Below are 20,123 nucleotides of genomic sequence, written 5' to 3' on the forward strand. Positions count from 1 at the left end.
TCCGCCCGATGCGCAACGCCGCGATGCTGCCGCCCGCCTACCCGCCGTCGATCGGCGAAGGCCGTCTGCTGACGGAAGACGAGCTCGCGGCGTCGCTCGCGCACACGATGCGCGACTGGGACGGCCAGCAGGATCTCTGGCTGTTCGGCTATGGCTCGCTGATCTGGAACCCGGGGTTGCCGACCGTCGCCGCTGTGCGCGGCAAGGTGCACGGCTATCACCGCGGGCTCTACCTGTGGTCGCGCGTGAACCGCGGCACCCCCGAACGCCCGGGCCTCGTGCTCGCGCTCGATCGCGGCGGCTCCTGCTCGGGCATCGCGTTCCGGCTCGCCGGCCCGACTGCGCAACCGCACCTCGAAACGTTGTGGAAGCGCGAAATGCCGATGGGTTCATACCGGCCTGCGTGGCTGCCATGCTCGCTGGAAAACGGCGAACGCGTGAACGCGCTCGCGTTCGTGATGCGCCGCGATGCGCCCACCTACACGGGCAAGCTGACCGATCCCGTCGTGAAGGAAGTGTTCAGCTGCGCGGCCGGCCGTTACGGCACGACGCTCGACTACGTGAGCCGCACGGTCGACGCGCTGCGCGCGAGCGGCATCCCCGATCGCGCACTCGAAGGGCTGCTCGCGCGATGCCGGTGATGCGGCACGGCGCCCGGCTTGCCACCACGCGCTGCCGCGCCGCGTGCGCAGTCGAACGAGGGCACTCCCGATGATGAAACCGTCACGCTGGTCGCATTGCAAGATTGCCGCGCTGATCGTCGCCGCGAGCGTCGCGCTGTCCGGCTGCGGAATCCTGGGCTGCGGCGGCGCCGCGACCAACGGCGCGGCCGCCGGCGGCTGCTCGGCCGGCATGCGGTTCTGAACCGCGGCGCGGCGACACAACCCGCGTGCGACAGAATGCCGCCCCGGGCCGCCTCCGCCGGACGTTTTCCCGCGTCACGGCGCCCCGCCCCTTCCGCACCCGTTTTTTGCCGCCGCTGCCCCGCCGCGCTTTTCTGAGATAGGATGGAACCGAGGACGATGCCGCGCCCGGCGCGGCCGTCCGCGAGCGGGCCCGCGCGAGCCGCCCACCCTGGCCGTGCGGCCGGTGTGACACGGTCGCGTCGTGCCCTTGGTGTATCCTTGCCTACTCCGTGACAGCGCGCTCCGGCATGACCCGGGCGCACCACCATGAACGATTCGTATCCCAGTCGTAAGCTAACCGACAAACCGCAAGAAAAGCGCTCGCTGCTCGAGCGCCTGACCGACTTCATCTCGCCCGAGCCCGAATCCCGCGGCGAGTTGCTGGAAATCCTCCAGGATGCCCACGAGCGCAACCTGATCGACGCCGATTCGCTGTCGATGATCGAAGGCGTTTTCCAGGTATCCGACCTGTGCGCACGCGACATCATGGTGCCGCGCGCCCAGATGGACGCGATCAACATCGCCGACAAGCCCGAAGATTTCATCCCGTTCGTCCTCGAGAAGGCGCACTCGCGCTACCCCGTGTACGAGGAGAACCGCGACAACGTCATCGGCGTGCTGCTCGCGAAGGATCTGCTGCGTTTCTATGCCGAAGAGGAATTCGACGTGCGCGGGATGCTGCGCCCGGCCGTGTTCATTCCCGAATCGAAGCGCCTGAACGTGCTGCTGCACGACTTCCGCGTGAACCGCAATCACCTCGCGATCGTCGTCGACGAATACGGCGGCGTCGCGGGCCTGATCACGATCGAGGACGTGCTCGAGCAGATCGTCGGCGACATCGAGGACGAATACGACTTCGACGAGGAAGCCGGCAACATCATCTCGGGGCCCGACGGCCGCTACCGCGTGCGCGCGCTCACCGAGATCGAGCAGTTCAACGAGACGTTCGGCACCGATTTCCCCGACGACGAAGTCGACACGATCGGCGGGCTGATCACGCATCATTTCGGCCGCGTCCCGCATCGCGGCGAGAAGCTGCAGCTCGGCAACCTCGTGTTCGAGATCCAGCGCGGCGATGCACGCCAGATCCACGTACTGCTGGTGCGCCGCAACCCGCTCGCCAGCCGTCGCGCCGAAGCCTCGCACGAGGACTGACCGTCGCGCGCCAGCCGCGCGTTCCACAACCGCTCGCCCTCTTCCGCTTCACATGGACGATCCGATCCTGTCCCGCCCGGCTGGCGGCCTTCTCGCGCCGACACCCGGCCGCGCGCTGCCGCGCTGGCACTATCCGGCCGCGCTGCTCGCCGGCGCAGCCAATACGCTCAGCTTCGCACCGACGCCGCATGGCGGCTGGCTGCAACTCGTCGTATTCGTCTGGTTTTTCGCGCAGCTCACACGTACCGCAAGCTGGCGCAGCGCCGCGCTCACCGGTGGCGCGTTCGGCTTCGGCAACTTCATCACCGGCGTCTGGTGGCTCTACATCAGCATGCACGTGTACGGCGAGATGGCCGCGCCGCTCGCGGGCGGCGCGCTCGTGCTGTTCTCGCTGTACCTGTCGCTGTACCCGGCGTTCTCCGCCGGGCTGTGGTCGTTCTGCGCGGGCCATGCGTGGCATCGCCGCACGCCCGACCCGCGGCCGTTCTCGCCGACCTGGCACGGCGCATTCGCGTTCGCGAGCGCCTGGGCACTCGGCGAATGGCTGCGCGGCACCGTCCTCACCGGCTTCCCGTGGCTCGCCAGCGGCTATCCGCAGGTCGACGGCCCATTCGCGGGCTTCGCGCCGGTCGCCGGCGTGTACGGAATCGCGTGGGTGCTCGCGCTGTTCGCCGCGCTCGTCGTGCAGGCGCTCGCCGCCGCCCGGCCGTCGCCGCTCGCCGAGCCCCGCGCCGGCAATGCGCGCGTGCGCATCGCCGCGCCGGCCGGCATCGCGGTCGCGCTGATCGCGGTCGGTCTCGGCCTGTCGCAGGTCACCTGGACGGTGCCCGCGAACAAGCCGCTCACGGTGCGGCTGCTGCAGGGCAACGTGAAGCAGGACATCAAGTTCGAGGAAGCGGGCATCGACGCGGCGATCAAGATGTACACGCAGATGATCATCGAGAAGCCGGCCGACCTGATCGTCACGCCCGAAACCGCGATCGCGGTGATGATCCAGGAGCTGCCCGAGCCGTTCGCCGTCGCGATCCGCAAGTTCAGCGACACGACGGGCTCGTCCGTGCTGTTCGGCGCGGTCGGCGCATCGGTGACCGAGGACGGCCACTACGTCGACTATACGAACAGCCTGTACGGCGTGACGCCGAATTCGCGCGACATCTATCACTACGACAAGCACCACCTCGTGCCCTTCGGCGAATTCATCCCGTGGGGCTTCCGGTGGTTCGTCGACCTGATGAAGATGCCGCTCGGCGACTTCGCGCGCGGCGCACTCGTGCAGAAGCCGTTCCTCGTGCACAACCAGCCCGTGATGGCCGACATCTGCTACGAGGACTTGTTCGGCGAGGAAATCGCCGCGACGATCCGCGACAATCCGCAGCCGCCGGGCGTGCTCGTCAACGTGACGAACCTCGCGTGGTTCGGCGACACGATCGCGCTCGACCAGCACCTGCAGATCGCGCGGATGCGCTCGCTCGAGACGGGCCGGCCGATGCTGCGCTCGACCAACACGGGGATGACGGCCGCGATCGATGCGCATGGCCGCGTGCTCGGGCAGCTGAAGCCGTTCACGATCGGCTCGCTCGACGTGCGGATCGAAGGCACCAGCGGCTTCACGCCCTACGTGACGAGCGGCAACAACATCGTGCTCGCGGTGTCGCTCGTGCTGCTCGCGTTCGGCTTCACGTTCGGCCCCGGGCTGCGCCGGCGCAACGGCAACAAGAACGGCGACGACCAGCCAGAATGACGCAACGGGCGGCCGCTGCGCAGTGCGTGGCGGCCGCGAAACGGCCGGCCGCTCAGGCCTGCCGGGTCGCCTCCTCCGATTGAACCGGCTGCGCGGCGAGGCGCCGCAGGTCGCGGCTCACCGCCTCCATCACCGGTTCCCACGCGCCGAACACCGGTTGCCGGTACAGCGTCGCGGTCGGGTACCACGGGCTGTCCTTGCGTTCGAGCAGCCACGGCCAGTGCGGATTCACGTCGAGCAGCACCCAGGTGCGCGCGCCGAGCGCACCCGCCAGGTGCGCGACCGACGTGCACACGGTGATCACGAGATCCAGCGCACCGATGAACGCGGCCGTATCGTCGAAGCTCGTCAGTTCCGCCGTGACGTCCTCGATCGCGAAGCCGGCCGCGCGCGCCGCCTCGACATCCGCGTTCGCGCCCGGCTGCAGCGAATAAAACGCGACGCCGTCGATCCCGCGGAACGCGTCGGCATAGCGCTCGAGCCCGACCCGCCGGAACGGATTGCGCTGGTGCCCCGCGCTGCCCGTCCATACGAGCCCGACCTTCAGCCGGCGGTCGCCCGCGAGCCGCGCGCGCCACGCATCGCGCGCATGCGGATCGGCCCGCAGATACGGCACCGACGACGCGAGCGTCGACGCTTCCATGCCGAGCATCAGCGGCAGGCCGATCAGCGGTACTTCGTAATCGAAGGCCGGCAGCAATTCGACGCCGCCGCCCGCGCTGAACGCATCCGCATGCGCGCCGAGGCTGCGCTGCATCAGCGTGCCCACCAGCGGGAACGTATTCCAGATGAGCCGGCCGCCCTCGCGATGCACGCGCTCGGCGAGCGGCGCGACGAAGCGGCAGAACTGCAGCACGTCACCGAGCCCCTGCTCGCCCCACACGAGCAGCGTCTTGCCGGCGAGCGGCTCGCCCTGCCAGCGCGGGCCCGGCAGCACCGGCCGGCGGCCGCGCAACTCGCCCGCGCCGTCCCAGCGCGCCTCGTGGCCGCGCCAGCCGGCCGCGTAATTGCCGCGCACGAGCTGGATGATCGCCAGGTTGAAACGGTACGACGCGTCGTGGGGCGCCAACTCGCACGCGCGCGCCGCGTAGCGCTCGGCGTCGTCCCAGCGCTGCGCCTCCTTCATCGCCAGCGCGACGTTGTTCATCGCGAGCGCGTTGTCGGGCGCGAGCTCGACGAGCCGCGCCGCGCACGCGAGCGCGGCGTCCAGGTCGTGCGTCGCGAGCCGCGCGACGACGAGATTGATCCATGCCTGCACGTCGCGTGGATCGAAGCGCACCGCCGCTTCGAGCAGCGCGATCTCCTCCGCGCGGCCGCTACCCGATAGCCGCAGCGCGATCGCGAGGTTGTTGCGCAGCGATGGCCGGTCGGCATCGAGCGCCAGCGCCGCGCGATACGGCGCCACGGCATCCGCGTGCCGGCCCGCCATCTGCAGCGCGTAGCCGTGATTGAAGTGCGCGGTCGCGCCCGGCTGCACGCGCGCCGCGCATTCGGCGAGCGCGACCGCATCGGCCGTACGCTGACGCGACACGAGCGCGCCGGTGAGTTGCGCGAGCGCATCGGCGTCGACCGCATGCAGATGCGCGGCGGCGGCGAGCCACAGATCGTGCGCGGCATGCTCGCCGCGCGCCTTCGCATCGGCGGCCTGCCCGAGCAGCGCGAGGAAGGGCGGAAGCAGCTGAATGAGGATATCGGTCGGATCGTCCATGCAATCGGAGTCGGCTAGCGGTGGCGCGGCACGCGTCGCACGCACCGCAATACGCGCATCTTAACGCCCGCGCGAAGCCGCGCGGCACGCGCGTCGCGACAGGCCGTGCGCGGCCACCCGGCGGGCGCCGGTCACGTCCGCGCAGGCCGCCCGAACGGGGCCGACGGTGTGCCCGCCCGCGTTCCGGCCGCATCCGCTCGCCGATCCGGTAAAATTACGCGTTTCAGCACACTAACAAGCCGCGCCGCCGCGCGAGCCGACCCTCCGGGCCCCGCCCGGAGCGCCGCCCGCAACGGAGCGCCAGCGCCACGAAGGCTCTTCATGCTTACGTTTCAGCAAATCATCCTGACGCTGCAGTCCTACTGGGACAAGCAGGGTTGCGCCCTGCTCCAGCCCATCGACATGGAAGTCGGCGCGGGCACCTCGCACGTCCACACGTTCCTGCGCGCGGTCGGCCCCGAGCCGTGGCGTGCCGCGTACGTGCAGCCGTCGCGCCGCCCGAAGGACGGCCGTTACGGCGAGAACCCGAACCGCCTGCAGCACTACTACCAGTACCAGGTCGTGCTCAAGCCGGCGCCGGAGAACATCCTCGACCTGTACCTCGGCTCGCTCGAGGCGCTCGGCTTCGACCTGCAGCAGAACGACGTCCGTTTCGTCGAGGACGACTGGGAAAACCCGACGCTCGGCGCGTGGGGCCTCGGCTGGGAAGTGTGGCTGAACGGGATGGAAGTCACGCAGTTCACGTATTTCCAGCAGGTCGGCGGCCTCGACTGCAAGCCGGTGCTCGGCGAGATCACGTACGGCCTCGAGCGCCTCGCGATGTACCTGCAGAAGGTCGAGAACGTGTACGACCTCGTGTGGACCGAATGGGAAGAGCAAGGCCCGAACGGCCCCGAGCTGCGCCGCCTGTCGTACGGCGACGTCTACCACCAGAACGAGGTCGAGCAATCGACCTACAACTTCGAGCACGCGAACGTCGACCTGCTGTTCACGTTCTTCAACAGCTACGAAGCGGAAGCGAAGAAGATGATCGACGCGCAGCTCGCGCTGCCCGCGTACGAGCTCGTGCTGAAGGCCGGCCACACGTTCAACCTGCTCGACGCGCGCGGCGCGATCTCGGTCACCGAGCGCGCGGCGTACATCGGCCGCATCCGCGCGCTGTCGCGTCTCGTCGCGCAGGCTTACTACGACTCGCGCGAGAAGCTCGGCTTCCCGATGCTCGGCAACCCGCCGGGCGTGCCGGGCCTCACCACCGACGCCCAGGACGCCGCACAGCCGGCGTGGGCGCCGCCGCTCAAGGTCGAACGCAAGATCGATCAGGACTGACGAGACGAGATTCACTCCAAACATGACGCACAATCATCCCGCCCCCCTGCTCGTCGAACTGCTGACCGAAGAGCTGCCGCCGAAGGCCCTCGCGCGCCTCGGCGACGCATTCGCCGAAGGTCTCGCGCAACGCCTCGCGGCGCGCGACCTCATCGAAGGCGAACTCGTGTTCGAACGCTATGCCACGCCGCGCCGCCTCGCCGTCGTCGTACAGAACGTGCGCGCCGTCGCCCCTGAAAAGCAGGTCCGCGAAAAGGTCCTGCCCGTGTCGGTCGCGCTCGACGCCGAAGGCAAGCCGACCGCGCCGCTCGCGAAGAAGCTCGCGGCGCTCGGCCACCCGAACCTGTCGATCGCCGATCTCGAGCGCGCGCAGGACGGCAAGGCCGAAGCGTTCTTCATCAATTATTCGGCAGCCGGCGCGACGCTCGCCGACGGCCTGCAGACCGCGCTCGACGAAACGCTCGAGAAGCTGCCGATCCCGAAGGTGATGACCTACCAGCGCCCGGACGGCTCCGACGTGAAGTTCGTGCGCCCGGTGCATCGCCTGACGGTGCTGCACGACGATCGCGTCGTGCCCGTCACCGCATTCGGCGTCGACGCCGGCGACACCACGCTCGGCCACCGCTTCCTGTCCGACGGCCTCGTCGCGATCCAGCATGCGCGCACCTACGCCGACACGCTGCGCGACAAGGGCCGCGTGATCGCGCACTTCGCCGATCGCCGCGAAACGATCCGCACGCAGCTGAACGAGCACGCGAACGGCGATACCGTCGTGATGCCCGAGTCGCTGCTCGACGAAGTGACGTCGCTGGTCGAATGGCCGGTCGTCTACCCGTGCCGCTTCGAGGACGAATTCCTGCAGGTCCCGCAGGAATGCCTGATCCTCACGATGCAAACCAACCAGAAGTATTTCGCGCTGACCGACGTCGCCGGCAAGCTGCGCTCGCGCTTCCTGATCGTGTCGAACATCGAGACGAAGACGCCGGGCGAAATCATCGAAGGCAACGAGCGCGTCGTGCGCCCGCGCCTCGCCGATGCGAAGTTCTTCTTCGAGCAGGACAAGAAGAAGCCGCTCGCCGACCGCGTGCCGCAGCTCGCGAACGTCGTGTATCACAACAAGCTCGGTTCGGCGCTCGCACGCGTCGAGCGCCTCGAGGCGCTGGCCGGCGAGATCGCACCCGCGATCGGCGCCGACGCCACGCACGCGAAGCGCGCCGCGCGTCTCGCGAAGGCCGACCTGCTGACCGACATGGTCGGCGAGTTCCCGGAACTGCAGGGCACGATGGGCACGTACTACGCGCGCCACGACGGCGAAGCCGACGACGTCGCGCTCGCCTGCGCCGAGCACTACCAGCCGCGCTTCTCCGGCGACGCGCTGCCGACCACGCCGGTGTCGACCGCCGTCGCGCTGGCCGACAAGCTCGAGACGATCGTCGGCATCTGGGGCATCGGCCTCGCGCCGACCGGCGAGAAGGATCCGTTCGCGCTGCGCCGCCACGCGCTCGGCGTGCTGCGCCTGCTGCTCGAGAAGCAGCTGCCGCTCGATCTCGTGTCGCTGCTGCGCACGGCCCATGCACGCTTCGAAGGCGTGCCGGGCGTGGCCGAATCGACCGATGCGATCCTCGCGTTCTTCATGGATCGCCTGCGCGGCCTGCTGCGCGAGCGCGGCTATTCGGCCGGTGAAATCGACGCGGTGCTGAGCCTGAACCCGACGCGCGTCGACGATCTCGTCGCACGCCTCGACGCGGTGCGCGAGTTCACGCGCCTCGCCGAAGCCGAAGCGCTCGCGGCCGCGAACAAGCGGATCTCGAACATCCTGAAGAAGTCGGAAGGCGGCGCGAACGGCACGGTGCAGCCGACGCTGCTCGTCGAGGCCGCCGAGAAGGCGCTGCACGAACAGCTCGCGGCCGTGACGCCGCACGTGCAGTCGCAGCTCGAGGCGCGTGCGTACACGGGCGCGCTGTCGGCGCTCGCCGCGCTGCGCGCACCGGTCGACACGTTCTTCAACGACGTGATGGTCAACGCGGATGATCCGGCACTGCGCGCGAACCGTCTCGCGCTGCTGTCCGCGCTGCACCAGCAGATGAACTGCGTCGCCGACATCTCGAAGCTCGCTGCATAAGGGCCGCACGATGCCGACCAGCCCCAACCGAAAGCTCGTCGTCCTCGACCGGGACGGCGTGATCAACGTCGATTCGGATGCGTTCATCAAGACGCCCGACGAATGGATCGCGCTGCCCGGCGCCCTCGAGGCGATCGCCCGGCTCAACCACGCGGGGTATCGCGTGGTCGTCGCGACCAACCAGTCCGGCATCGGTCGCGGGCTGTTCGACATGGCTGCGCTCAACGAGATGCATCTGAAGATGCATCGCGCGGCGGCCTCGGTCGGCGCACGTATCGACGCGGTGTTCTTCTGCCCGCACACGGCCGAGGATCACTGCGACTGCCGCAAGCCGAAACCCGGCATGATGCAGATGATCGCCGAGCGCTTCGAGATCGATCCCGGTCACACGCCGGTCGTCGGCGATTCGCTGCGCGACCTGCAGGCCGGCATCGCGGTCGGCTTCCAGCCGCACCTCGTGCTCACCGGCAAGGGCAAGAAGACGCTCGCCGCCGGCAACCTGCCGCCCGGCACGAAGGTCCACGACGACCTGCGCGCGTTCGCGCTCGATTTCCTTTCACACGAACACGAGTGATGCAGCCGCCGCGCGCATCCTCCCTAACGCCAGACTTACGCCGATGCGCTTCGTCCGCTCCCTGCTGCTGCTGATCTACTTCATCCTGTACACGGTGCCGTACGCCACCGCGTGCTTCATCGCCTTTCCGTTCATGCGCTCCGACGCGCGCTACTGGATGGCCGCCGGCTGGTGCAAGTCGACGCTGTGGGTCGTGCGCTGGCTGAACGGCATCCGCTACCGGATCGAAGGGTACGAGAACCTGCCCGACGGCCCGGCGGTGCTGCTGTCGAAGCACCAGTCCGCGTGGGAGACGCTCGCGTTTCCGGCGCTGATGCCGAGGCCGCTTTGCTACGTGTTCAAGCGCGAGCTGCTGTACGTGCCGTTCTTCGGTTGGGCGCTCGGCATGCTGCACATGGTCAACATCAACCGCAAGGAAGGCAAGAACGCGTTCACGTCGGTGATCCGCCAGGGCAAGAAGCGCCTGTCGGAAGGCGCATGGATGATCATGTTCCCGGAAGGCACGCGCACGCCGGTCGGCAAGCAGGGCAAGTACAAGACGGGCGGCGCGCGCTTCGCGATCGAAACCGGCGCACCCGTCGTGCCGATCGCGCACAATGCAGGGCGGGTGTGGCCGCGCAACTCGTTCACGAAATTCCCGGGCGTCGTCACCGTGTCGATCGGCAAGCCGATCCCGAGCGAGGGGCTGACGCCCGATGCATTGAACTCGCAGGTCGAAGCATGGATCGAAGCGGAAATGCGCCGGATCGATCCCGATTCGTATCGCCAGGCGGGCAATGCGGGCACGCGCGATGCCGCGCGTGTCTGACGCCCCCAGGTTGCAGCCGTTGCGTACGACAAAAAGAAGCGAACTGATGAAACAGCGTCCGCGGCCACGGCCTGCCGTCGTGGCCCTCGATCATCGCCAGATGGACCTGCCGCTCTTCGACGGGCCGGCCGCCGCACCGTCGGCGCCCGCCACGCCGCCGGCGCCGCCCGAAGCGGCACCCGCGGCGCCCCTCGATCCGGGCCCGGCGCCCGACCGCTCGCGCGTGCGCACGTTCGCACTCGACAGCCGCGTGCTCGAATACCGCCTGAAGCGCTCCGCGCGCCGCACGATCGGCTTCACGATCGACGGCAGCGGGCTGTCGATCACCGCGCCGCGCTGGGTCACGCTCGCCGACATCGAAGCCGCGATCTCCGAGAAACAGCGCTGGATCTTCGCGAAGCTCGCAGAGTGGAAGACGCGCACCGAACAGCGCGCGCTGCCGCAGATCGACTGGCGCGACGGCGCGGCGCTTCCCTATCTCGGCAAGACGGTGACGATCGCGCTCGGCGCGGGCGCCGTCGCGTTCGATACCGATGCGCTGCGGCTCTCGCTGCCGCTGCCCGTGCAGGCCGACATGCAGCAGATCAAGGATCGCGTGCAGGGCTGGCTGCAGGGCGAAGCGAAGCGGATCTTCGGTGAACGCCTCTCCGTCTATGCGGAGAAACTCGGCGTCACGTATTCGATGTACGCGCTATCGTCGGCCGCGACGCGCTGGGGCAGTTGCTCGAGCGACGGCAAGATCCGGCTGAACTGGCGGCTGATCCATTTCCCGATGTCGATCATCGACTACGTCGTCGCGCACGAGCTGTCGCACCTGCGCGAGATGAACCACAGCCCGGCCTTCTGGCAGACCGTCGAATCGATCTTTCCCGAGTTCCGCGAAGCGCGGCACACACTCAAGCACCATCCTCCCGAGTTGCTGCCGTCGCTGTGACGCGCGCGGCGTCGCCGCCAACGAAAAAGGGCGATGCGGGTCACCCCGCATCGCCCTTTTTTGCTGCCGCGGCGCACATCGCACGCCGCAGCCCGGTTCATCCGGCGCTCAGTGCGCCTTCTTCTGGATGAACTCGATCTTGTAGCCGTCCGGATCCTCGACGAACGCGATCACGGTCGTGCCGTGCTTCATCGGGCCCGCTTCGCGCGTGACCTTGCCGCCTTGCGCCTTGATCTGCTCGCAGGCCTTGTACGCATCGTCGACTTCGAGCGCGAGGTGGCCGAAGCCGTTGCCGAGATCGTAGGCCGGCGTATCCCAGTTATGGGTCAGCTCGATCACCGTGTTGTCGCTTTCATCGCCGTAGCCGACGAATGCGAGCGTGAACTTGCCTTCCGGATAGTCGTCGCGGCGCAGCACCTTCATGCCGAGCAATTCGGTGTAGAACTTGATCGAGCGGTCGAGATCGCCGACTCGCAGCATCGTATGCAGCAATCGCATGTGTTGTACTCCTGTGGGGACTTTCCAGAACCGGGAACTCTACCAGAGTCGGGTGAATTTCGCCGGGGGCGCCCAGCCGAGGGCGCCTAGCCGGGGCCATCCAAGGGCGTCCAGCAGGAGGCGCCTCGCCTGAACGCGGCCGATATGGCCCGTCGGCGCCAACCGGCGCGAGCACGACGGCGTAAAACGGCACGGTCCGGCTCGCCCGGCTACTGCGCCGATCGGGTAACATCCTTTCACCTCGCACCAAAAACGGGCATGCGACCCACTGCCCGAACGCGACCACCCCACCCCCGAGACAGCCACACTGCCGTGCGAAACCGCCGATTCGAGCGCGCCGGATGCGCCGCCCTTCCGACCTTGCAGCCCCCGCGCCGAACCGGCGAGGTTCGCCGATGACCACGCTCGCCGCCGCCCCCATGCGCCGCGCGCTCGACACGCGCGCCGTCGGCCTGATGCTGCTGCTATGCGCGATCTGGGGCTTCCAGCAAGTCGCGATCAAGAGCACGAACGCCGCGATCGCGCCGATGTTCCAGGCCGGGCTGCGCTCGGTGATCGCGGCGGTGCTGCTGTGGGGCTGGGCCCGCTCGCGCGGTACGCCGCTGTTCCAGGCGGACGGCACGTTCGGCGCGGGCCTCGCGGCCGGGGCGCTGTTCGCCGGTGAATTCATCTGCGTGTTCTTCGGGCTGACGCTGACGAGTGCGTCGCACATGGCGATCTTCCTGTACACGGCGCCCTGCTTCACCGCGCTCGGCCTGCATCTGTTCGCACCGGGCGAACGACTGCAGCGCACGCAGTGGGCCGGCGTCGGCCTGGCATTCGCCGGCATCGCGCTCGCATTCGCGGACGGCTTCCTGAAACCGCGCGCACCCGGCGCATCGGTACTGGCCGGGCTCGCCGGCGACGCGCTCGGCATCCTCGGCGGCGCGATGTGGGCCGCGACGACGGTCGTCGTGCGCTCGACTGCACTCGCACGGGCGAGCGCGAGCAAGACGTTGTTCTACCAGCTCGCGGTATCGGCGGTCGTGCTGGTCGCGCTTGCCGCACTGTTCGGCCAGGTGTCGTTCGCGCACGTCACGCCGGTCGCGGTGGCAAGCCTCGCGTACCAGTCGGTGATCGTCGCGTTCGTCAGCTACCTGTCGTGGTTCTGGCTGCTGACACGCTACAGCGCGTCACGGCTGTCGGTCTTCACGTTCCTGTCGCCGCTGTTCGGCGTCGCGTTCGGCGTGCTGCTGCTCGGCGAATCGGTCGGCTGGCGCTTCACGTCCGCGGCCGCGCTCGTGCTGACCGGCATCGCGCTCGTCAACGCGCCACCGCGCCGGCGCGCATGACGACCCGGCGCAACGCGCGCGCACCCACGCAATAAAAAAGGCTGCCTCGCAGGGCAGCCTCTTCGTCACATCCGGTCCCGCTCGCGTGACCGGCCTCAACCGGCCTTGCGCACCGCCGCGAGCGCCTGCGCGACGCCGACGTACTCAGCCACGCTCACATCCTCCGCACGGCGTGCGAGATCGAAGCCGAGCGCGTCGAAATCGATCGTCTCGCGATAGTCGCCGAGCGTATTGCGCAGCATCTTGCGGCGCTGCGAGAACGCGGCGGTGACGATTTCACCGAGCAGCACCGGATCGACGTCCGGCAATTCGTGCGGTTCGTATGGAATCATCCGGACGATCGCCGAATCGACCTTCGGCGGCGGCTGGAACGATTCCGGCGGCACGTCGAGCATCTTCTCCATCACGTAGCGGTACTGCAGCATCACCGACAGACGCGAAAACGCTTTCGTGCCGGGCTCCGCGACCATCCGTTCGACGACTTCGTTCTGCAGCATGAAATGCTGGTCGATGACCGCATCGGCGAACGTCATCAGGTGAAACAGCAGCGGGCTGGAAATGTTGTACGGCAGGTTGCCGACGATCCGCAGCGACGGCTTGTCGCCGGGCGCCGCGAGCGACCGGAAGTCGAACGCGAGCGCGTCGCCCGCGTGCAGCTCGAGCAGCGCGCCGAAGCGTTGCTGCAGGCGCCCGATCAGGTCACGGTCGAGCTCGACCGCATGCAGCGGCGACTCGGGCGTCGCGAGGCGCTCGATCAGCGGCTCGGTCAGCGCGCCGAGCCCGGGGCCGATCTCGACCATGCGCTGGCCGCGCGCGGGGCCGATCGTCGAGACGATCGAGTCGATCACGCCGTGATCGACGAGGAAGTTCTGCCCGAAGCGCTTGCGCGCGAAATGGCCTTGGTGCTGTCTGCTGTTCGACATCGACTGAGTAAAACGAAAAATACGACGAAAGAGGTGAAGCCGGGCCGCGTCAGGCCGTGCGGCGATGGCGCGCCATCGTGACGGCCGTGTCGAGCGCGGCGATCATGCTGCCCGGATCCGCGCGGCCGGTGCCGGCCAGATCGAGTGCCGTGCCGTGATCGACCGACGTCCGGATGATCGGCAGCCCGAGCGTCACGTTGATGCCCTCGCCGAACGTCGCATACTTCAGCACGGGCAGACCCTGGTCATGGAACATCGCGAGCACGCAATCGGCGTCCGCGAGATGGCGCGGCTGGAACAGCGTGTCGGCCGGATACGGGCCGCGCGCGTCGATGCCCTGCGCGTTCGCGCGGGCCAGCGCCGGCGAGATCACGTCGATCTCCTCGCGGCCGAGATAACCGTTCTCGCCCGCGTGCGGGTTCAGGCCCGTCACGAGGATGCGCGGTGCGGCGAGGCCGAAGTCGCGCCGCAGGTCGCGATCGATGATCGCGAGTGTCTCGACGAGCCCGTCGATCGTGAGTGCGGCCGACACGTCCTTCAGCGGCAGGTGCGTGGTCGCGAGCGCGACGCGCAGCGGCTTGTGGCCGGTACCGGCCAGCATCATCACGACACGCGGCGTATGCGTGCGCTCCGCCAGGTATTCGGTATGGCCGGTGAACGGCACGCCCGCATCGTTGATGGTGCTCTTCTGCAGCGGCGCGGTGACGATCGCATCGTACTGGCCTGCCAGCGCACCGTCGATCGCCGCGTCGAGCAACCCGAGCACGTACGGGCCGTTCGCGGCGTCCAGCTTGCCCGCCTGCGCGGGCACGGCGAGCGCGTGATGCGCGACCGACACCGGCCCGCTGCCGGCCAGTGCGGCCCGGTCGGCGCCGACGGCCGCCGCACGCGCGTCGAGCAGCGCCGCATCGCCGAGCACGGTGAAATGCGCGTCGGGCCAGCGCTGCGCGGCATCACGCAGCGCCTGCACGGTCAGCTCCGGGCCGACCCCCGCGGGTTCGCCAGTCGTGATCGCGATCTGCAGCGCGGGCGTGGTCATCTGAAGCTCGCTCAGTTCGCCGGGCCGACGCCGCCGATCTTGTACTGCACGTACGACGAATCGCGCAGCTCGCGCAGCCAGTCGGCATACGCCTGCTCGGCCTTGCGCTGGCCGATCGCCTGACGCGCGATATCCATCTGCTGCTGCACCGAGCCTTCCGCCTCGCGGCGCTCGACCACCTGGATCAGGTGATAGCCGTATTCGGTACGAATCGGCTGGCTGATCTGGCCGGCCTGCAGGTTGTTCATCGCGCGCTCGAATTCCGGCACGGTCTCGCCCGGGCTGATCCAGCCGAGATCGCCGCCCTGCGATGCCGAACCGTCCTGCGAGTAGGTGCGCGCGAACTTCTCGAAATCGCCGCCGGCCTCGACCTGCTTGCGGATGTCCTGCAACTGCTGGCGCGCCTGGCCTTCCGACTTGCCTTCGCCCACGCGCAGCAGGATGTGGCGCACGTGCGTCTGGACGATCTTCGGTGCGGCGGCGGTCGCGCCCTGGCTCTGGCGGCGATCGACGAGACGCACGATCTCGAAGCCGTCCGGCACGCGGATCAGCGTCGGGTTGACCTGGCCCGGGCGCAGCTTCGATGCGGCGTCGACGACGTCGGCCGGCAGCGCGCTCGGTGCCTTGAAGCCGAGGTCGCCGCCCTTCTTCGCGTCGTTCGCTTCCGAATTGTTCTTCGCGAGCTTCTCGAAATCGGCGCCCGACTTCGCCTGCTGCAGCAGCGCGTCAGCCTTCTTCTGCGCGACTTCGATGTCGGCCTGCGGCGCGTTGGTCGGCGCCTTGATGAAGATGTGCTGGAAGCGCAGGTCCTGCTGTTGCGACGCATTCGGCCCGCGCTGGCTCGCGATGTAGTTCGCGACCTCGGCGTCCGACACGGTGATCTTGCCGTCGACCTCGCGCTCGCGCAGCTTCGACAGCATCAGTTCGGTACGCGCGTCGCTCGTGAAGATGCTCCAGGGCACGCCTTGCGCCTCGAGACGCGCGCGGTACTGCTCGAGCGTCATGCCGTTCGCCTGCGCGAGACGCTGCAACGTGGCCTGCACGGTCGCGTCGTCGATGCGGATCCCGTCGTCCTTGGCCTTCTGCACCTGGATACGCTCGAGCACCATCTGGTTCAGCACCTGCGCGCGCAGCTGGTCGGTCGGCGGCACGGGTGCGTTCTGCTGCTGCAGCCGGCGCGCGATCAGGCCGGCACGCTGGTCGAGTTCGCGGCCCGTGATCACGTCGTTGTTGACGACCGCGACGACTTCGTCGGCGAGCTGCGCACCTTGCGAACCGAGCGCCTGCGCCGCGACCGGCGCGGCGGCGAGCAGCGCGGAGGCCGCAGCGAGGCTGGACACGACTGCCGCGAAACGAAGGGTTTTCTTCATTGCCACTGGAACTCCATTGAAATCGTGCTGACCGGTGCAGACAAGCCGGCGTTACTCGTAGTTGCTGAAGCGGGACATCGGCGGCGGCGGCGGCGGCAGCGGCGTGTAGCCCGGCACCCCGGCGCGGAATGCGGACACGAGGCCGTTGTCGACGGTCGACAGGCCCTTGAGCGTCAGCTGCATCATGACTCGCGTCGACGAGTTCTGCTGTCCCGACGAATTGATGCCGTTCGCCGCCCGTTGCACCCCGACCCCGAGCGCCCAGCAGTCCGCGTCGTATTGTAAGCCGACCAGACCGTCGACCACGCGATCGCCGGCGAGGTCGTAGTTGAAGCGGCCGATCGCATACAGGCGGCGCGTGAGCGGCCATTGCGCAGACACCAGGAACTGGTTGATCGGCTGGTTGTCGAGCGTGGTGTTCGATCGCGTGTAGCGGTAGCCGACGTTGATCACGCGGCGCTCGCCCGGGCTGTAGCCGAAACCGACGCTCGACTTCACGAGCTGGTTGTTGTTCTGGTTGTACTGGAACGCCGTCTCCGACATGAAGCCCGAGCCGAGCTTCAGCGCGGCGCCGACGATCAGGTCAGAGTGGCGCGCCAGCACGGCGCTCTGCCCGGGAGTCAGCGTGACGCGCTGATCGGCGAAATAGTACTGCTGCGCGATCACGAAGCGCGCACGCTCGTCGCCGGTGCGCGGGTCGATGAAGCGCGACGTGAGGCCGGCCGTGATCCGGTTCGCGTCGGCGATCCGGTCGTTGCCGACGAACGTGTTCGGCTGGTAGATCTCCGCGAGGCCGAAGTCCGACTCCGCGGTGTCGAACAGCGGCGCGTTCGACTGGTCGCGATACGGCGTGTACACGTAGTACAGGCGCGGCTCGAGGGTCTGGATGAAGTCCTGGCCGAACAGGCGCACCGAGCGGTCGAAGATCAGGCCCGAATCGAAGCTCACGGTCGGGATCGACTCGGTGAAGCGCTTCGGATTGTTCGGCGTGGTCGACGACAGGTAGTTCAGGTCGTACGACGCGAAGTGGTACTGGACCTTCGGCACGACGAAGTAGCCGGGGCCGTATACGCCGTACGCGATGTACGGGTTGAAGACGATCCGGTCACCCTGGGTTGCATCGGCCGTCGTGATGCGGAACCGCGAATAGTCGGCTTCCGCGCCGAAGTCGAAGCCGCCGACGTTGTATTTCGTGTATTTCACGTTCAACTGCGGCTCGCGGCTGTACGGCGCGATCGACGGCGGCAGCGTCTGCCAGTGCTGGTAGCGCGCGAGCACCGACCACGGGCCGTTGTTGTACGTGAGGCCCGCTTCCTGCTGGTACAGCGTCTGCGTCCCGTTGATGAACTGGTTCGCCGACCCGAGGTCTTCGGGATACGTATTGTCCGAGACCTTGTTGTAGTAGACATAGCCGCCGAAGCCGCCGCCGAAGTTCTGCTGGTGCTGCCAGTAAATTGCGTAACGGTTGCGGTGCGCAAGCCGGTCATCCGGCAGGTAATTGGCCGTAAACGTGCCCGAATACGAGGGCGACAGGTAGCGGAACGTCGCCTCGGTCATCACGCCGCGCCGCGAGATGATGCGCGGCGTGAGCGTCAGGTCGCGGTTCGGCGCGATGTTGAAGTAGTACGGCAGCGACAGTTCGAACCCGTTGCTCGAGTTCATCGCGAACGTCGGCGGCAGCAGGCCGCTGCGCCGCTCGCCCGACAGCGGGAATGTCATCCACGGGCTCGCGAAGATCGGCACGCCCTGGAAGAACAGCACGCCGTTGCGCGCGGTGCCTTCGTCGGCGCCCGTATCGAAGTCGAAGCGGCTGCCCTTGATGTACCACGCGGGGTTCGTCGAACACTGGCACGCGGTATAGGTGCCGTTGACGAACACCGAGCGCTCGTTGTCGACCATGTCGACGCGTTCCGCGCTGCCCGACCCGCCCGTCACGTTGAAGTGGTACTTCGGCGCGGTCATGAAGCCCTGGTTCGCCTCGATCTTCAGGTGCGCCTCGGGGCCGGCGAACGACGTGCCGCCATTGACCACCTTGACCTGGCCGTACGCATCGGCCATGTCGGTATCCTGATCGTAGTGGATCGCGTCGGCCTTCACGACGGCGTCACCGCGCCGCAGCTCGGCCGAACCCTTCGCGGCGAGATCCTGCTCGGCCGTGCCGCTCGTGTGGTCGGCGATCACGAAGGCGGCCGGCTTCGCGCCGTCCTTCAGCGGATGATCCTCGAGCTGGGGCGCGAGACGCAGATCCCACGGCGAGTCGAGCGGCTGCGGCTGCGCGGCCGCGCCCGACAGCTGCGCGTACGACACGGCCGGCACGAGGCCGGGCACGGCCAGGAGTGCGAGCGCGAGCCGCCGTTTGCGCGGCGCCCCGTCACCGGGGAAAACATTCGGGAATAGCGGTTTGGGCGGCATCTATCGTTTGGCGAATCGCCCCTTGTCAACCGCGCCGTCGCGGCACATTCGCGCGCGGCGGGCCGCACCGTCGCACCGCGACTGCGGCTGAGCGCAAACCGGGGAGGCGTTCGGGCGACCGCGCGACAGGCGGTGGGCCTGCACGGCGGAAAGCTGACGCGGGGCGCGTCAAAAAAGTCGTGGGGTATTATATGGCAAGACGTTCCCCCCTCCTCCGAGTTTCATGACGCCCCCATCCGCCGCATCCCAGCCCGACGCCCGCCTCGAAGCGCTCACCGCGTGGCTGCACCCGCTCGCCGAACGCTATGCGCTCGACCTGTCGACCCTCGCGCCCGCCTCGTCGGACGCCAGTTTCCGCCGCTATTTCCGTGTCGCGTCGGCCACGAGCGCCGGCGGCACGCTGATCGCCGTCGACGCGCCGCCGCCCGAAAAGTGCCGCGAGTTCGTCCAGGTCGCGCAACTGCTCGCCGCGGCCGGCGACCACGTGCCGGACGTGCTGGCCCACGATTTCGACGCGGGCTTCATGCTCGTAACCGATCTCGGCCGCACGTCGTACATCTCGGTGCTCGATCCGGCCGACCCGGCCGCCGCAAAACCGCTGATGCGCGCGGCGCTCGACGCGCTGATCCGCTTCCAGCTCACGTCGAAGCCTGACGTGCTGCCGCCGTTCGACGAAGCATTCCTGCGCCGCGAGATGGAGCTGATGCCCGAATGGTTCGTCGGCCGCCACCTCGGCAAGCCGGTCACCGACGCGATGCGCGGCACGCTCGACCGCACCTTCGCGTTGCTGGTCGCCAGCGCGCACGCGCAGCCGCAAGGTTTCATGCTGCGCGACTTCATGCCGCGCAACCTGATGGTGTGCGAGCCGAACCCGGGCATCCTCGACTTCCAGGACGCCGTCTACGGGCCGCTGACGTACGACGTCGTGTCGCTGCTGCGCGATGCGTTCATCAGTTGGGACGAGGAATTCGAGCTCGACTGCTTCGCGTACTACTGGGAAAAGGCGAAAAAGGCCGGCCTGCCGGTCGACCCCGACTTCGGCGAGTTCTACCGCCAGCTCGAATGGATGGGGCTGCAGCGCCACATCAAGGTGCTCGGCCTGTTCGCGCGTATCAATTACCGCGACGGCAAGCCGCACTACCTGAACGACCTGCCGCGCTTCATCGCGTATGCGCGCAAGGTCGCGCTGCGCTATCGCCCGCTCGTGCCGTTCGCGAAGCTGCTCGACGAGCTCGAGGGCAACGCGCCGGCCGACGTAGGCTATACGTTCTGATCGT

Annotated in this window: 17 protein-coding genes; 11 read left to right on the top strand and 6 right to left on the bottom strand. The window is 68.3% G+C overall.

The annotated features are described in order from the left end of the window. Nucleotides 1–8 precede the first annotated feature (8 nt). The 4 genes from CFB50_RS14950 to lnt all read left to right on the top strand — a co-directional run bounded on the left by CFB50_RS14950 (nucleotide 9) and on the right by lnt (nucleotide 3,801). The gene (locus tag CFB50_RS14950; protein WP_089446364.1) at nucleotides 9–641 is read left to right on the top strand and encodes a gamma-glutamylcyclotransferase; all 633 of its coding nucleotides are present in this window, start codon (nucleotides 9–11) and stop codon (nucleotides 639–641) included. Between the two features lie 70 nt (nucleotides 642–711). Continuing rightward, complete coding sequence (locus tag CFB50_RS39515) at nucleotides 712–864, top strand: hypothetical protein (RefSeq protein WP_166896662.1); 153 nt, start codon at nucleotides 712–714, stop codon at nucleotides 862–864. A gap of 308 nt (nucleotides 865–1,172) precedes the next feature. Beyond that, nucleotides 1,173–2,060 carry an HlyC/CorC family transporter gene (locus CFB50_RS14955; protein ID WP_089446365.1) on the top strand — a complete coding sequence of 296 codons (888 nt, stop codon included), beginning with the start codon at nucleotides 1,173–1,175 and terminating at the stop codon, nucleotides 2,058–2,060. Between the two features lie 52 nt (nucleotides 2,061–2,112). Beyond that, on the top strand, nucleotides 2,113–3,801 hold the full coding sequence (gene lnt / locus CFB50_RS14960) for an apolipoprotein N-acyltransferase (protein ID WP_089446366.1): 1,689 nt from the start codon (nucleotides 2,113–2,115) through the stop codon (nucleotides 3,799–3,801). A gap of 52 nt (nucleotides 3,802–3,853) precedes the next feature. On the opposite strand, the gene CFB50_RS14965 is transcribed toward lnt, so the two are convergent. Next, entirely contained in the window at nucleotides 3,854–5,509 is a 1,656-nt protein-coding gene (locus CFB50_RS14965) for a hypothetical protein (protein ID WP_089446367.1), read from the bottom strand. 321 nt (nucleotides 5,510–5,830) lie between these two features. On the opposite strand from CFB50_RS14965, the gene glyQ reads away from it, so the two are divergent. From glyQ to CFB50_RS14990, 5 genes are read left to right on the top strand one after another with little or no spacing between them, the layout of a single operon-like run. Further along, nucleotides 5,831–6,835, top strand: a complete 1,005-nt coding sequence (glyQ, locus tag CFB50_RS14970) for a glycine--tRNA ligase subunit alpha (protein WP_011885965.1) — start codon at nucleotides 5,831–5,833, stop codon at nucleotides 6,833–6,835. Between the two features lie 22 nt (nucleotides 6,836–6,857). Further along, nucleotides 6,858–8,957 (top strand): glycine--tRNA ligase subunit beta, encoded by a 2,100-nt coding sequence (gene glyS, locus CFB50_RS14975; RefSeq protein ID WP_089446368.1) that lies wholly within the window; start codon nucleotides 6,858–6,860, stop codon nucleotides 8,955–8,957. Between the two features lie 10 nt (nucleotides 8,958–8,967). Then, nucleotides 8,968–9,531, top strand: a complete 564-nt coding sequence (gmhB, locus tag CFB50_RS14980) for a D-glycero-beta-D-manno-heptose 1,7-bisphosphate 7-phosphatase (protein WP_089446369.1) — start codon at nucleotides 8,968–8,970, stop codon at nucleotides 9,529–9,531. Between the two features lie 43 nt (nucleotides 9,532–9,574). Continuing rightward, nucleotides 9,575–10,339, top strand: a complete 765-nt coding sequence (locus CFB50_RS14985; protein ID WP_011353136.1) for a lysophospholipid acyltransferase family protein — start codon at nucleotides 9,575–9,577, stop codon at nucleotides 10,337–10,339. A 46-nt stretch (nucleotides 10,340–10,385) separates the two neighbouring features. Next, nucleotides 10,386–11,273, top strand: a complete 888-nt coding sequence (locus CFB50_RS14990) for a M48 family metallopeptidase (RefSeq protein WP_089446370.1) — start codon at nucleotides 10,386–10,388, stop codon at nucleotides 11,271–11,273. Between the two features lie 108 nt (nucleotides 11,274–11,381). Here CFB50_RS14990 and gloA read toward each other — a convergent pair whose 3' ends face one another. Continuing rightward, nucleotides 11,382–11,771 carry a lactoylglutathione lyase gene (gene gloA / locus CFB50_RS14995; RefSeq protein WP_069248815.1) on the bottom strand — a complete coding sequence of 130 codons (390 nt, stop codon included), beginning with the start codon at nucleotides 11,769–11,771 and terminating at the stop codon, nucleotides 11,382–11,384. 395 nt (nucleotides 11,772–12,166) lie between these two features. Between gloA and CFB50_RS15000 the strand changes: the two genes are divergently transcribed. Then, entirely contained in the window at nucleotides 12,167–13,102 is a 936-nt protein-coding gene (locus tag CFB50_RS15000; RefSeq protein WP_089446371.1) for a DMT family transporter, read from the top strand. Between the two features lie 95 nt (nucleotides 13,103–13,197). Here CFB50_RS15000 and rsmA read toward each other — a convergent pair whose 3' ends face one another. Genes rsmA through CFB50_RS15020 form a run of 4 tightly spaced genes read right to left on the bottom strand, consistent with a single transcriptional unit; the run spans nucleotide 13,198 to nucleotide 18,846 of the window. After that, nucleotides 13,198–14,025: a 16S rRNA (adenine(1518)-N(6)/adenine(1519)-N(6))-dimethyltransferase RsmA gene (rsmA, locus tag CFB50_RS15005; RefSeq protein ID WP_047852199.1), complete on the bottom strand. Its 828-nt coding sequence runs from the start codon at nucleotides 14,023–14,025 to the stop codon at nucleotides 13,198–13,200. Between the two features lie 49 nt (nucleotides 14,026–14,074). Then, nucleotides 14,075–15,064: a 4-hydroxythreonine-4-phosphate dehydrogenase PdxA gene (gene pdxA, locus CFB50_RS15010; protein WP_089446372.1), complete on the bottom strand. Its 990-nt coding sequence runs from the start codon at nucleotides 15,062–15,064 to the stop codon at nucleotides 14,075–14,077. 11 nt (nucleotides 15,065–15,075) lie between these two features. After that, on the bottom strand, nucleotides 15,076–16,434 hold the full coding sequence (locus tag CFB50_RS15015) for a peptidylprolyl isomerase (protein WP_089446373.1): 1,359 nt from the start codon (nucleotides 16,432–16,434) through the stop codon (nucleotides 15,076–15,078). A 51-nt stretch (nucleotides 16,435–16,485) separates the two neighbouring features. After that, on the bottom strand, nucleotides 16,486–18,846 hold the full coding sequence (locus CFB50_RS15020; RefSeq protein WP_089446374.1) for an LPS-assembly protein LptD: 2,361 nt from the start codon (nucleotides 18,844–18,846) through the stop codon (nucleotides 16,486–16,488). 223 nt (nucleotides 18,847–19,069) lie between these two features. Between CFB50_RS15020 and CFB50_RS15025 the strand changes: the two genes are divergently transcribed. Beyond that, nucleotides 19,070–20,119 carry an aminoglycoside phosphotransferase family protein gene (locus tag CFB50_RS15025; RefSeq protein WP_089446375.1) on the top strand — a complete coding sequence of 350 codons (1,050 nt, stop codon included), beginning with the start codon at nucleotides 19,070–19,072 and terminating at the stop codon, nucleotides 20,117–20,119. Nucleotides 20,120–20,123: the final 4 nt, after the last annotated feature.

This window comes from Burkholderia sp. AU33423 (genome assembly GCF_002223135.1).
Classification (GTDB): Bacteria; Pseudomonadota; Gammaproteobacteria; order Burkholderiales; family Burkholderiaceae; genus Burkholderia; species Burkholderia lata_D.

Excerpts from the sequence above, each read along its gene's own strand:
- CFB50_RS14950 (WP_089446364.1), top strand. The coding sequence starts at position 9 with ATGCGCAACGCCGCGATGCTGCCGCCCGCCTACCCGCCGTCGATCGGC.
- CFB50_RS39515 (WP_166896662.1), top strand. The coding sequence starts at position 712 with ATGATGAAACCGTCACGCTGGTCGCATTGCAAGATTGCCGCGCTGATC.
- CFB50_RS14955 (WP_089446365.1), top strand. The coding sequence starts at position 1,173 with ATGAACGATTCGTATCCCAGTCGTAAGCTAACCGACAAACCGCAAGAA.
- lnt (WP_089446366.1), top strand. The coding sequence starts at position 2,113 with ATGGACGATCCGATCCTGTCCCGCCCGGCTGGCGGCCTTCTCGCGCCG.
- CFB50_RS14965 (WP_089446367.1), bottom strand. The coding sequence starts at position 5,509 with ATGGACGATCCGACCGATATCCTCATTCAGCTGCTTCCGCCCTTCCTC.
- glyQ (WP_011885965.1), top strand. The coding sequence starts at position 5,831 with ATGCTTACGTTTCAGCAAATCATCCTGACGCTGCAGTCCTACTGGGAC.
- glyS (WP_089446368.1), top strand. The coding sequence starts at position 6,858 with ATGACGCACAATCATCCCGCCCCCCTGCTCGTCGAACTGCTGACCGAA.
- gmhB (WP_089446369.1), top strand. The coding sequence starts at position 8,968 with ATGCCGACCAGCCCCAACCGAAAGCTCGTCGTCCTCGACCGGGACGGC.
- CFB50_RS14985 (WP_011353136.1), top strand. The coding sequence starts at position 9,575 with ATGCGCTTCGTCCGCTCCCTGCTGCTGCTGATCTACTTCATCCTGTAC.
- CFB50_RS14990 (WP_089446370.1), top strand. The coding sequence starts at position 10,386 with ATGAAACAGCGTCCGCGGCCACGGCCTGCCGTCGTGGCCCTCGATCAT.
- gloA (WP_069248815.1), bottom strand. The coding sequence starts at position 11,771 with ATGCGATTGCTGCATACGATGCTGCGAGTCGGCGATCTCGACCGCTCG.
- CFB50_RS15000 (WP_089446371.1), top strand. The coding sequence starts at position 12,167 with ATGACCACGCTCGCCGCCGCCCCCATGCGCCGCGCGCTCGACACGCGC.
- rsmA (WP_047852199.1), bottom strand. The coding sequence starts at position 14,025 with ATGTCGAACAGCAGACAGCACCAAGGCCATTTCGCGCGCAAGCGCTTC.
- pdxA (WP_089446372.1), bottom strand. The coding sequence starts at position 15,064 with ATGACCACGCCCGCGCTGCAGATCGCGATCACGACTGGCGAACCCGCG.
- CFB50_RS15015 (WP_089446373.1), bottom strand. The coding sequence starts at position 16,434 with ATGAAGAAAACCCTTCGTTTCGCGGCAGTCGTGTCCAGCCTCGCTGCG.
- CFB50_RS15020 (WP_089446374.1), bottom strand. The coding sequence starts at position 18,846 with ATGCCGCCCAAACCGCTATTCCCGAATGTTTTCCCCGGTGACGGGGCG.
- CFB50_RS15025 (WP_089446375.1), top strand. The coding sequence starts at position 19,070 with ATGACGCCCCCATCCGCCGCATCCCAGCCCGACGCCCGCCTCGAAGCG.